The organism is Nesterenkonia muleiensis (genome assembly GCF_003600155.1).
Classification (GTDB): domain Bacteria; phylum Actinomycetota; class Actinomycetes; order Actinomycetales; family Micrococcaceae; genus Nesterenkonia; species Nesterenkonia muleiensis.
Map to the genome: position 1 here is coordinate 250,760 of NZ_QWLD01000016.1, position 11,673 is coordinate 262,432.

Here is an 11,673-nt window from a genome sequence, read left to right on the forward strand (position 1 = left end):
TCAGAGCACCCCCTTCTGGCGCAGCTGGGCGATCTGCTCATCGGAGTAGCCGGCCAGGGCGGAAAGCACCTGGTCGGTGTGCTCACCCAACCGGTTGGCGGTCCGGGCCGGGTCCGCGGGAGTCTCGCTGAGCTTGACCGGCTGGCCGAACATCGTCAGCGACCCCAAGGGTCCGTAATCAGCCTCAACAAGCATCTCCCGCTCAGCAGTGCCCGGCTCCTCCACCACATCGGCAATACTGCGCAGCGCAGTCAGCGGCACGGTGTCCCCGGCCAGGTCTTCCAGCTCCTGCTGCGTGCGTCCGGCGAACCACGAGTCGACCAGGGGTTTGACCTTGCGCTGGTAGACCTCCGGGTCGAAGCGCTTGCGCATGGTGTCGATCTCCGCATCCTCCGCCGCCTCGGGCGTGCCGAAGAGCTCGCAGCTGACACGCCAGAGCTTGTCGGTGTAGCCGCCGAAGAACACCTGACCGTCGGCACAGTCGAAGAGCTCGTAGGGGCGAACCCAGGCATGGGCGTTGCCCTGGGGAGCGGCGACCTTCTTGTCCACGGTATAGTCCACAACGGCGGTCTCGGTCAGCGCGATGACGCTGTCCACCTGGGCGATGTCCACCAGCTGTCCGCAGCCGCCCTGCTCCACATGCCGCAGCGCAGCAAGCGTGCCGATCACGGCGAACAGCGAGGCGGAGAGGTCTCCGATGGTGACCCCCACCCGCACCGGGGGCTGGTCCGGATACCCTGTCATCGACCACAGCCCCCCAGCGGCTTGGGCCGTGCTGTCGAAGGCCGGGCGGCGGCTGCGGTACCCGGTGTGGCCGTACCCGGAGATCGCGGTGTAGATCAGCTTGGGATTGATCTCCTTGAGCACCTGGTATCCGACTCCAAGCTTGTCCATGGTACCGGGCCTGAAATTCTCCACCAGCACATCCGCGCCGGCCACCAGGTCCTTCAGCACCTGCTTGCCCTGGTCCTTCGCAAGGTTGAGCGTGAGGCCCTTCTTGCCGCGGTTGTACTGGGCGTAGTAAGCACTGAACTCCTCCTGACCGTCTTCCAGGTACGGCGGAAAGCCGCGGGAGACGTCCGGATCCGCAGGGTTCTCGACCTTGATGACGGTGGCGCCGAGGTCTGCGAGGAACTGAGCGGCATAAGGTCCGGCCAGAACCCGGGAGAGGTCCAGGACGACGACGCCGCGCAATGCGCCCTTGGCTGCGCCAAGGCTGCGGATCATCTCTTCGGTGGCGGTCATGGACTCCTCAGCTCCTCAGGTGGTGTCAGGGTCGGTGATTCGGCGGTGGGCGGCTCGGGCGCTGAAGGCCCGGACCACCCGGGACGGTGAGCGTCTTCCCAGGTGACCGGAGATCCAGCCGGAGGTATCGGCCAGCAGATCCAGGTCGAGACCGGTGTCCACGCCGAGCCCCTCGAGCATCCAGACCAGGTCCTCAGTGGCGAGGTTCCCGGCAGCTCCGGGTGCATAGGGGCAGCGCCCCAGTCCGCCAATCGAGGAGTCGAACTCCGTCACTCCCTCCTCCAGGGCAGCATAGACGTTGGTGAGCGCCAGGCCGTAGGTGTCGTGCATATGCAGAGCCGTGGCCTCAACCGGCAGTCCGGCGGCGGCTGCCGCAGCGAGCACGTCCTTGGTGTGCTGCGGTGTGGCGGTGCCGATGGTGTCGCTGATGGCCACTGTCGAACACCCCAGGCGGTGCAGCCGGGCGGCGAACTCGCCGGCTTTCTCCGGAGAGGTATGGCCTTCCCACGGATCGCCGAACGACATCGACAGATATCCCCGGACCGGTATTCCCGCCGGTCGCGCCGCTGCGACGATCTGCCCGACACGCTCGAACGCCTCCTCGGCGGTGGCATTGAGGTTCGCCCGGGCGAAGCTCTCGGTGCAGCTGGCCACCGCAGAGACCTCTCGGTAGCCGGCGGCCCGGGCACGCTCCAGCCCATGCAGGTTGGGGACCAGCGCAATGCTGCGGGTGCTCTGCGGAAAGCTCAGCGCGGCGGTGAGCTCCGCGGCGTCGGCCAGCTGTGGAACCCACCCCGGCGGGACAAAGCTGGTGATCTCCACACTCTGTGCTCCTGCGTACCACAGGCGTTCGCAGAGCTCACGCTTCACAGCACTCGGGAGCGGCTGCTGCTCCGCCTGAAGGCCGTCACGGGGGCCGACCTCGACCACACGCACCTTCTCTGTGGCCCCTGGCTGCGGCCGGCCCAGCGGTCGTGGAGACCAGAGTGCTTCCTCCGGGGTGGTCATGCCTGGGCTCCACGCAGCTCCACCAGCACGTCCCGGGCGTAGTCGTCCTTGATGCGACCAGCCTGGACCAGGCGGACTGCCACCTGAGCCACCTCTGCCGGAGTGGCGCCTGCCGAGGCGGCCACGGTCCGGGCATGGAGGGTCATATGTCCGCGCTGGATGCCCTCAGCGGCCAATGCCCGGCAGGCGGCGAGGTTCTGCACCAGGCCCACCGCCGCGATGACCTGGCTGAGCTCTGTGGCGGTCTCCACCCCCAGCAGGGAGATCGCATCCCGAGCGGTGGGGTGGGCGCGTGTGGCACCTCCGACCAGTCCGACTGCCAAAGGAACCTCCATGGTTCCTTCGAGGTGGCCGGCCGCATTGTGCTCGAATCGCGACAGTGCCGAATATACGCCGTGACGTGCGGCGTGTGCATGACAGCCTGCCTCCACCGCACGGGTGTCATTTCCAGTGGCGAGCACCACGGCGCTGATGCCGTTCATGATTCCCTTGTTGTGGGTGGCGGCGCGGTAGGAGTCCGCGGCGGCGAGATCGCTGGCGAGCACAATGTCGCGAACCACCTCTTCTCCGCCCAGCAGTGCGGCGTCGAACTCTGCCCTGACCCGGAACAGACGGCGGTCTGCCTTATTGCTGAGAATGCGCAGCAAGGGGCGGCCACCGGCGATCTCGGCCAGGCGGGGGGCCAGGGCCTCGGCCATGGTGTTGACGGCGTTGGCGCCCATGGCGTCGCGCACATCGACCAGGATGTGCACGATGACCTGTTCGCCTGACCGCGTGGGGACTGTCCGGACCTGCACGTCCAGGGCGCCGCCACCCAGGGAGACCAGCACCTGATCCTGGAGGTTGGCCTTTTCCAGGATCTCCTCCCGGGCCTCCAGAATTTTCAGTCTGGCGGCCTCGGGGTTGTCCACCTCCACCAATTGGATCTGAGCGATCATCACTGGCGCAGTTGCCGTCGCGTGCACCCCCCCGAGTCCGCGGCAGATCCGGGCGGCATTCGAGGCGGCGGCCACCACGCTGGGCTCTTCGGTGGCCATCGGCACCAGGTAGTCACGTCCGTTGACGGTCAGATTGGTGGCCACACCTACTGGCAGTGCGATACGGCCGATGACGTTCTCGATCATGTGATCGGCCTGGTCATCGCTTATGCCACCGGTTCCGAAAGTTCCGAGCGCGTCCTCGCTCAGTTCCGCGCTCTTGACTACTGCAGCCCGACGCTCCTGCACAGAGAGCTCACGCAGCCCAGAAATCCGGCTTTTCACCACCACATCTACCTCCAGTGTCTTCTCAGGCTGATCGCTGCGTGCTCAGACGCAGCCTTGGGAGAGAGCATATGGCTGACGATGTGATGACTACCATGTGCCAAGGCCCCAGAGGATCTGCCAAACTATGTGTTGGAGCTACATGCTTCTGCCGAATCCTCGTTCCTGCCCCTGCACTTGTTCCCGGACCTCGTCGAGCCGGACGGCCAGGGATATCCTGAAATAGCGCTCGCCTTCCCTCCACCCTGGTTCCAGCAGGCGGTCCAGACGTTCGAGCCGCTGCAGGATGGTGTTGACGTGGTAGTTCATAGCCCGTGCGGTCTTGGTGGGGCTGGCCCCATGCGTGACGTAGGTGCGCATGGTCTGCAGCAGTTCGGTTCCGCGCTCGGTGTCGTAGCGCCTGATCTGGCCCACACATCCGTCCAGGAACATCTCCATCTCCGCTGCGGTGGTCTCGAAGATGGCCGCATAGGGCAGGTAGTCCTCAGTCTTGGCCAGTCTCGCGCGCACTCCGAGCGCTTCGAGCAGCCGCACCGTGCGCCTGGCAGCCTCGTAGCCGCGCCCGATGTCACCTGTAGGCGGAGTGACCCCGAGTACCTGGCGGCCCAGCCGCTGACTGACTGCCCGCCGGATATGCTCAGCACGCCCGGGAAGGCTCTCATCGCTCAGCACGACAACAAGACCTCGGTACTCTCCGACCAGCGCGGGCGCCTCAGCTGCGGCAGCAGCACTCCGGGCGGCCTCAGACCTGCTCTCTGACCGAACAGAGAGCACCAGCACAGAGGTGAAGTCAACCACCTCCATACCGCGTCGGCGCGCGCGCTCCAGCAGACTCCGGCGCTGCTGCTGACCCGAGGAGAGCAAGTCCGCGACCAGCTCACTCTGAGCCTTGTGCTCTGCCTGCGCCACCGCTTCCTGAGAGAGAACCAGCAGGGCGCCGACCTGAGCAGCCCGCTCCACTGTTCGCACGTCAATGTCCTCTAAGCCGAACTCTCCCTCACCGAGCAGAATCGCGCCGAAGTGGCGGTCCCCGGCGGCCATGGCAGCCGCCCCGGTGATGTGGTGATGCACCCGGAGCCGGACGAATGTGCCGGAGACGCGGCTGCTCTCCAGCGCCGGCGGCACCTCGTTCTCCCACTCGGACCCCTGCCGACTGCCGGCCCTCCCAGCTTGGGCAAGACACCGGCCGGCGTCGTCGACGACCAGGACAGGGCGGGCGAGCTCCGAGGCCAGTGTTTCGGCGACCGTGGGAAACCCGCCACCTTTGAGCACGGCGTCGACGAGGTTCCGGTGGACGGCGTGGGCGCGGTCGCGCTGGACCACATGCTCGCGAAGGTTCTCAATGGCCGCGCGAGACTCCTCTTGAGCCACACGGAGGTCTCGCAGAGTTCTGGCGGTCTGGAGAACCACCGAGGCATGGTTGGCCAACGCGGTCATCAGGGCGAGGTCTTCGGCACCGAAGACTCGCTCCTGCCGGGTGGCCACGAAAAGGACTCCCAGCACTTCGTCATCGGCCAGCATCGGCACCCCAGCCATGGAAACGATGCCCTCCGAGTCCACCGCGGCGTCGATCTCGGCCACGTGACGTTCGGCCTCGAAGTCCGTGTAGCGCCGCACGGCTCCGCCGACGCGCTGCTCGACCACCAGACTGGCCAGCCCCTTACCGGGCGGGACCCGCAGTGAGCGGAAGTCTGCCGAGACGGAGCCTACCGTTGTCCGCACAAAGAGCTCTTTGCTGCTGGGGTCGTACTCGGAGAGGTAGCTCAGGTCACCGGCCATCATCTGGTGCGCGCGCTGAACGATCCGCTGCAGCAGGAGATCGCTGTCCTGGATGGCCGCCAGCTCGCCGGCGCTTGAGAAGAGCACCCCTAGCTCATGCTCCCGTCGGCGGAGACGGGAGAGCTCTCTCTGAGCCTCCTCATTGTGCGCCACTGCCTGGTCCAGAGCAGTAGCGGACTCACGATACAAGGTCATGGAGTCTCATCTCATAGATCTTGGTGTTCAATGTGCTGAATACACATACCACAGTGTGACGCGCAACACTAGCATTCGAAGAAGGGGCTCTGGTCCGCCCACTCGACCAACACCAAAGAGGAGAGACATCATGACACAGAGATTTGGGAGCCTAGAATCCCTGTCTAACGGGCAACCGCGCAAAAAGCACTCCGTCGGGCTTCTCCGACGCACCGGAGGCGCGCTCGCAGTTGGCGCGATGCTCTCCCCCCTGGTGGCATGCAATGCGGCTCCGGATGAGGAGGAGCAGTTCACGCTGAGCCTTGCCGACTGGATCCCGCCCAGCCACGTCTTCTCGGTGGATGGCGCAGAGCATTTCATGGAGAGCGTCGAGGAGAGGTCCGATGGGGCGATCACCTTTGGCCACTATCCAGCTGAACAGCTCGGCGCCGCAGCGGAGCTGCCCGGACTGCTGGAGTCCGGAGCAACGGATATTACGTCCATCGGCCCTGCTTATCTGCCGTCCGACTACCCACTGACGAGTGTCTCAAATCTGCCAGGCCTGGGCGGTGAGTCCTGTCATGTATCTGCGGCGATCATGGAGCTTCTCTCACCAGGCGGGAGCCTCTATGAGCGTGAGTTCGAGCCGAAGGGGTTGCGGCCGCTGTTCGTGACGATCTCGACACGGTACGAAGTATTCACCCGGAATGAACAAGTCAGAGTACCTAACGACCTCCAAGGACTTCAGCTCCGATCCGGCGGAGGGGCGCAGGACCGTGCAGTCAGAGAACTTGGAGCCGCGCCTGTCGCGATGACCGCCTCCGAAATGTACGAGGCTATCCAGAGGGGAACAGTAGACGGAACTGCTGTGAACGCCATTTCGGTTCTGCCGTACAACCTGCAAGAGGTCGTTGACTACGGCACTATCGGTGCCCCCATGGGAAACTTCACTGCCATATATACGATGCGGAATGACGCATTCGAAGAACTTCCCGAAGACCTTCAGGAGATTGTCCTCGAGTCTGCAGCGGAGGCCAATCAGAACGTCTGTGAGGCCATTGAACGGGAGAATGAAGAGGCGAATGAGATCCTGCTGGAGGAAGGCACCGAGCTCTATGAGCTGACTCATGACGAGTTGGCCGAATGGCTGGAAAGGGTCGAACCGGCAGTCTCGCAGTGGGTCGAGGACCTGGATGGTGCAGACATTCTGGAGGAGTACGAGGCCGCTCTCGAGGCACATGAATAGGATTCCACGATGACACGAATATTCGTAGGTGCACGTTATCTGGACAGTCTAGGCCTATGGATTTCGTGCATCAGCCTGACCGGCATGACACTCCTGATCATTTGGAGTGTGGCGCAACGGTACATCCTCGCGAGTCCCATCGCCTGGAACATCAGCTTGATCGAGACGCATCTGATGCTCGCTTTTCTGTGCTTCTCTCTGGCCAACACCGCCCGAGCCCAGGAACACGTCACCATCGACAGCCTGTACCGGCTGTTCTCCCGCCGCTACAAGGTGCTCGCCAATACGGTGGCTGACGCAGTGACTGCGATCGTGATCATATTGTTCATATGGGCCAATTTCGCTGACCTTCGTTCTTCTTGGGTTACCCAGAGTGCGCCGCCACGCGGATCATCGCAGCTCTTGCTTCCGAACTGGACCTCCGACGTTCTGATCGTCGTCGGCTTCGCCATTTTCTTGGTAACCGTCGCCTGCCGGCAACTCGAACCGGATGCAAGACGTCTTATGGCTGATAGTTAGGTGATGAATTGCAAGTTCTCCTGATAGTCCTCCTGATAGTCGTTCTCCTTGCGTTGAGGGTGCCTGTAGGCATTGCTCTCGCTGCGGGCGGTTCGCTTGGCCTGTACCTCATGGGCGGTAGCACGCTCCTGAAGGGGATTCTGCAGTCTGCCCCCAGCATGGCTGCATCGTATTCTCTGACTCCCATTCCGCTGTTCATCCTCATGGCGCAGTTTGTCTTGGCAGCCGGTGCCATGACCGGGATCTTCAAGGCGGCCCAGATCTGGGTGGGACGTGTGCGCGGAGGAACCGGAGTTGCCACGACGCTGTCTGGTGCCGTTTTCGGGGCGGTTTCGGGATCCACCACCGCTGCTGCGGCGACTCTTGCCAGGACGACCTGCAAGGAGCTGATCAATGAGGGGTACAACCCGAAGATCGCAACAGGGCTTGTCGCAGTCGCCGGCACATTGGCTGCGATGGTGCCGCCGTCGATCATTCTGATCTTTTATGCGGTTCTTGCGGAGGTGAGCGTCGCCCGTGTGCTGATAGCCGGCTTCCTGCCGGCCGTCCTGGTCACGCTGGCGATCATTGTTACTCTGGTGATTATCATGGCCATCCGGCCCGAATATGCCCCCAGGGGCACAGCCTACAGCTTTCGGGAGAAGCTCGCTTCAGCCCCTTCTGTTCTGCCGGTGCTCTTTCTCTTCGGCATCGTCATCGGGACCATGTACTTCGGCATCGCGACTCCGACAGAGTCCGCCGCCCTGGGCGCATTGGGGGCGTTCCTCCTCTACGCCACGACAAAGAACTTCTCGTGGCAAGGGGTCGGCAAAGCCCTTGTGGACGCGACGCGTGCGAGCGTCATGATTCTTCTGATCATCATTGGAGCTGCCATCCTCGGCTATTTCATCACCATGTCGGGAGTGGCGCAGGCTGCGGTGGATCTGGTGAGCGCCATCCAAGCTCCCGCTCTGGTCATCATCGTCGTGATCGCCATCTTCTACATCATTCTCGGGTTCTTTATGGAGCAGATGGCGATTTTGGCACTGACTGTTCCGATCGTTCTTCCTGTGATTATGGAACTCGGATACGACCCGATCTGGTTTGGCGTCTTTGTCGTACTGCTCGCTGAGATCGGTCTGGTGTCTCCACCGTTGGGACTGAACGTCTTCGTGGTCTCTCGCGCCGCTGACCGTGATGCAGGAGAGGTCTTCGTTGGGGCTCTTCCATTCGTTGTTTCAATCCTGGCAGTTGTGGCACTGTTTGCGGTATTCCCTGAGATGGCCCTCTGGCTTCCTAACAGCCTGTCGTAATCTTGTTGCTCTATATTATATTTTATGTTATTAGAAAATAGTATGTCTCAAATGGTCGTCTCCTCAGCTTGAGGGTCAAGCTGGACCAGGTGTGGTCAGCGTAGAATCAGTAACCCCAGTCGAGTCTGAAGAACCCGTGAGTAAGGACATCTGATGACCGCGCTGCTATCCGAGGAGCACCAGGTCCTGGCTGAATCGGTCCGCGAATTTGCCGAACAGGTGATCGCCCCGGTCTCCGTCAAGCACGACGCTGAGCACGGCAAGACGCAGACCCAGCCGTCCGCGCATTGGTGGGGCGTTCTGCTGAAAGCCACTGTCCGCTACCACCCAGCATCGCCCAGGGGCGGGGTGAAGGTGTAGGCGCCCAGTCCTACTCCGCGAGGCTGAAGTCCACCATGACATCCACCTACTGGCCACTCCTGGTGGTGAAGAGCCGCCAGGACAGCATAGACGATGGTGATCCCGCAGATTCTTATCGTCCATGATGTTAGGACGCGAAGCGGGGCCGGCCCAGGAACTTGGCGTAGATGTCACATACCCCGGAGGCCGCCTGGGGATTCAGCTCACGCCCCGTCTCCCAGTCGAGGCCATACTCCCGCCTCCTGCGCGGGGGATGGCTCGTGAGCAAGACGCCCGAGACCGCGATCAGCGCCCGCAGCTTCTCCCGGCACTGCTCGAACTTCAGGTCCACGGCGATACTGAGCTTGCCGTCCCCATGGAGAGCGAGGCTCCGGTGGAGCCCCGGCTGCCTCCCGGCGAAAGGGGCCATGATGACACTGGAGACCTCCAGCACTCTGACATCAGCTAGAGGGCCGGATTCCTTGCGCGACTTCTATCCTTCCCCATCCTCTTGTGCCCGAATATGCGGACATTTGTCCTCAATAGTAGAGACATTCGGGAGTGGGGATGGGTGAAGTCAATGGATGGAGCACCCTCCTTCTACTGGAGGCCGAACCATGTGAAGCGGCCGCCCAGGAGCGTTGCCGCCACCGGCATGCTGCGCAGCTGGTCGCCGCTGCAGGTGTAAGGGTCCCTGTCCACCAGAACCAGGTCGGCAGGATCGCCCACCCGCACCCCGGTACGGCCACGGGATGAGGCGGCCAGCGCTACCTCCAGCGCAATGCTCTGCTCGGGATGCCAGGGCTGGCGGTCATCGCGGCTGCGGGTCACCGCTGAGGCGATGGCACACCAGGGGTCCAGTGGGGAGACGGGAGCATCAGAGCCCAGGTGCAGAGCCACCCCGGACTCATGGAGAGTCCGAAGCGCGAAGGCACGACCGGTACGGTCCGCCCAGTAGGCATCGGCGACATCACGGTCGTCCATGGCATGTTCGGGCTGCACGCTGGCCGCCAGTCCCAGTTCAGCGAATCTCGGGAAGTCCGCCTCGCGAATCAGCTGGGCGTGTTCGATGACTCCGGTCATTCCCAGTGACTCGAATGCATCCAGCACCGCGGTGTTGGCTCGGTCTCCGATGGCGTGGATCGCTGCGCTGAGCCCGGCGTCCCGGGCGCTGCCCATGAGTTCCTGCAGCTGGTCAATCGGCACAGTCTCCGTCCCGCAGGCATGCGGATGGGCAGGGTCAAGGCCCGGGTAAGGATCCCAGCACCACGCCGTTCGGGTGTTCAGCGACCCGTCCACCACCACTTTCAGCGGGCCCATGGTGATGAGCCCACGTTCGTCCACAGGGTCACCGGTCTTCAGGCCCGCACTGATGGCTCCCTGGAGACGGTCCGGCCAGACGGAGATCTCCACTCTGAGCGAATCCACACCGTCGGAGACCCGATGGGGCCAGAGCGAGATATTGTCAGTGTTCTCGAAATCGACGACGCCGACCACACCTCGGCGAGCGGCGTCCCGGGCCACCCTCGCATACTGCTCGCTGGTCAGATCCGCAGGGTTCTGGACTTTCTCCAGCGCCCCGAACCATGCATCCTCGCGCACCAGTCCGTCCTGCTCTGCCTGCACCTCCAGGAGCTGCTGAGCAGCAGTGTTGATCCAGGCGCAGTGCAGGTCTGCTGAGATCAGTACCACCGGAAGTGCACCGGAAACGGCGTCCAAGGCAGCAGCCGAGGGCACATCGGGCCAGAGCCCATCCCTGAATCCGTATCCGACCAGGGGCCCGCCCTGCTGCTGCTGGACAGCACCGCGCACAAGGGTGAGGCATTCTGCGGCACTGGATGTGCTGCTCAAGTCCAGGCGCTGCTGCTGGATGGCCCATTGGGCGAAGTGCACATGGTTGTCCCAAAGGCCCGGCAGCAGCCAGCGCCCCGCGGCGTCAAAGACTTCGACGCCTGGCGGACGTTTCGTGCTGCTGGGCGTCACAGCCTCGACGGCGCCGTCGGCCAGCAGAACGTCGACTGCGGGGCTCTGACCCTTACGGGACTTTCCTGGTAGGCGTACATCAGTCAGCAGCAGCGGCTCCGTCACGGGGTGCCTCCCAGGGTGTCGGCGTTGACATGCTCCATCCGGTCAGCCAGCGCGGGGCTCTGATACGGCCCTGGTTCTCTGAGAGTCGCGATGATGTTTCGCACCGACTCCGCCGGCTTGTCCTGGTTCATCTTCTCTTTGGCCTCAATGTGCTCCACCCTCATCCGGAACCCGACCGTTCCTCTGACGATCCGTTGTGCGTACTCGGAGTTCTGCTGGGTGGCGTGCAGCAGGTGCGGGTCGGGCAGCACCTTCTCAAAATGTTCGACCAGCCGGTCCAGCACCGCGAGATTCTCTGTATCCGGAAGAATCTCCGGGGTGCCGCGCAGATGCGCGGTCGTGAAATTCCAGGTCGGCACGTTGGGACGGTAGCCGTACCAGCTTGGCGAGATGTAGCCGTGGGGCCCCTGGATGATCACGAGCATCTCATGGCGCCCCAGCTGATGCTTCACCTCGTCCGGGCGGCCGACATGTGAGAGCAGGACGACGCCGTCCGCCTCTTCGTCCAGCAGCACAGGATAGTGCGAAGCGATCAGTCCCTCCCCCGGCACATGGCTCACGAAAGTGGCCCAGGGGTTCTCACGGACGAGGTCCTTGACGCCTTCGGGGTCGCTGAACGCATAGTCAGGGTTGTCGCGCATAGATCCACTCTTCCATGGCCGCTAGTCGGTTCCACTGTGCGGGCACAACACAGAACCTCTCCGCTCTTGTGCCCGGATCA

At 63.3% G+C, this 11,673-nt stretch carries 11 protein-coding genes; 4 read left to right on the plus strand and 7 right to left on the minus strand.

What is annotated here, in order from left to right:
- The 4 genes from DVO78_RS06170 to DVO78_RS06185 form a co-directional block, all read right to left on the minus strand.
- The gene (locus tag DVO78_RS06170; protein ID WP_120003928.1) at window positions 1–1,245 is read right to left on the minus strand and encodes a CaiB/BaiF CoA transferase family protein; all 1,245 of its coding nucleotides are present in this window, start codon (window positions 1,243–1,245) and stop codon (window positions 1–3) included.
- Between the two features lie 15 nt (window positions 1,246–1,260).
- Window positions 1,261–2,253, minus strand: a complete 993-nt coding sequence (locus DVO78_RS06175; protein WP_120003929.1) for a hydroxymethylglutaryl-CoA lyase — start codon at window positions 2,251–2,253, stop codon at window positions 1,261–1,263.
- Window positions 2,250–3,521 carry a hydroxymethylglutaryl-CoA reductase, degradative gene (locus DVO78_RS06180; protein WP_120003930.1) on the minus strand — a complete coding sequence of 424 codons (1,272 nt, stop codon included), beginning with the start codon at window positions 3,519–3,521 and terminating at the stop codon, window positions 2,250–2,252. Before DVO78_RS06180 ends, DVO78_RS06175 begins: the two co-directional genes overlap by 4 nt.
- Before the next feature lie 132 nt (window positions 3,522–3,653).
- Window positions 3,654–5,489 carry a helix-turn-helix domain-containing protein gene (locus DVO78_RS06185; protein ID WP_120003931.1) on the minus strand — a complete coding sequence of 612 codons (1,836 nt, stop codon included), beginning with the start codon at window positions 5,487–5,489 and terminating at the stop codon, window positions 3,654–3,656.
- Between DVO78_RS06185 and DVO78_RS06190 the strand changes: the two genes are divergently transcribed.
- The 4 genes from DVO78_RS06190 to DVO78_RS18145 all read left to right on the plus strand — a co-directional run bounded on the left by DVO78_RS06190 (window position 5,488) and on the right by DVO78_RS18145 (window position 8,885).
- Window positions 5,488–6,714: a TRAP transporter substrate-binding protein gene (locus DVO78_RS06190; RefSeq protein ID WP_120003932.1), complete on the plus strand. Its 1,227-nt coding sequence runs from the start codon at window positions 5,488–5,490 to the stop codon at window positions 6,712–6,714. The two genes, DVO78_RS06185 and DVO78_RS06190, sit on opposite strands and share 2 nt — an antisense overlap.
- Window positions 6,715–6,798: 84 nt before the next feature.
- Window positions 6,799–7,233 carry a TRAP transporter small permease gene (locus tag DVO78_RS06195; RefSeq protein ID WP_157983891.1) on the plus strand — a complete coding sequence of 145 codons (435 nt, stop codon included), beginning with the start codon at window positions 6,799–6,801 and terminating at the stop codon, window positions 7,231–7,233.
- A gap of 8 nt (window positions 7,234–7,241) precedes the next feature.
- Window positions 7,242–8,525, plus strand: coding sequence for a TRAP transporter large permease (locus DVO78_RS06200; RefSeq protein WP_120003934.1), 1,284 nt, complete (start codon window positions 7,242–7,244; stop codon window positions 8,523–8,525).
- 153 nt (window positions 8,526–8,678) lie between these two features.
- Complete coding sequence (locus DVO78_RS18145; protein ID WP_120003935.1) at window positions 8,679–8,885, plus strand: acyl-CoA dehydrogenase N-terminal domain-containing protein; 207 nt, start codon at window positions 8,679–8,681, stop codon at window positions 8,883–8,885.
- 127 nt (window positions 8,886–9,012) lie between these two features.
- Here DVO78_RS18145 and DVO78_RS06210 read toward each other — a convergent pair whose 3' ends face one another.
- The 3 genes from DVO78_RS06210 to DVO78_RS06220 all read right to left on the minus strand — a co-directional run bounded on the left by DVO78_RS06210 (window position 9,013) and on the right by DVO78_RS06220 (window position 11,593).
- The gene (locus DVO78_RS06210) at window positions 9,013–9,294 is read right to left on the minus strand and encodes a CoA transferase (RefSeq protein WP_157983892.1); all 282 of its coding nucleotides are present in this window, start codon (window positions 9,292–9,294) and stop codon (window positions 9,013–9,015) included.
- A gap of 170 nt (window positions 9,295–9,464) precedes the next feature.
- A complete protein-coding gene (locus DVO78_RS06215) occupies window positions 9,465–10,952 on the minus strand; it encodes an amidohydrolase (protein WP_238385168.1) in 1,488 nt (495 codons plus the stop codon).
- Window positions 10,949–11,593 (minus strand): FMN-binding negative transcriptional regulator, encoded by a 645-nt coding sequence (locus DVO78_RS06220; RefSeq protein WP_120003937.1) that lies wholly within the window; start codon window positions 11,591–11,593, stop codon window positions 10,949–10,951. Before DVO78_RS06220 ends, DVO78_RS06215 begins: the two co-directional genes overlap by 4 nt.
- Window positions 11,594–11,673: the final 80 nt, after the last annotated feature.

Coding starts and splice junctions, on each gene's coding strand:
- DVO78_RS06170 (WP_120003928.1), bottom strand. CDS start 1,245: ATGACCGCCACCGAAGAGATGATCCGCAGCCTTGGCGCAGCCAAGGGC.
- DVO78_RS06175 (WP_120003929.1), bottom strand. CDS start 2,253: ATGACCACCCCGGAGGAAGCACTCTGGTCTCCACGACCGCTGGGCCGG.
- DVO78_RS06190 (WP_120003932.1), top strand. CDS start 5,488: ATGGAGTCTCATCTCATAGATCTTGGTGTTCAATGTGCTGAATACACA.
- DVO78_RS06185 (WP_120003931.1), bottom strand. CDS start 5,489: ATGACCTTGTATCGTGAGTCCGCTACTGCTCTGGACCAGGCAGTGGCG.
- DVO78_RS06195 (WP_157983891.1), top strand. CDS start 6,799: ATGACACTCCTGATCATTTGGAGTGTGGCGCAACGGTACATCCTCGCG.
- DVO78_RS18145 (WP_120003935.1), top strand. CDS start 8,679: ATGACCGCGCTGCTATCCGAGGAGCACCAGGTCCTGGCTGAATCGGTC.
- DVO78_RS06210 (WP_157983892.1), bottom strand. CDS start 9,294: ATGGCCCCTTTCGCCGGGAGGCAGCCGGGGCTCCACCGGAGCCTCGCT.
- DVO78_RS06220 (WP_120003937.1), bottom strand. CDS start 11,593: ATGCGCGACAACCCTGACTATGCGTTCAGCGACCCCGAAGGCGTCAAG.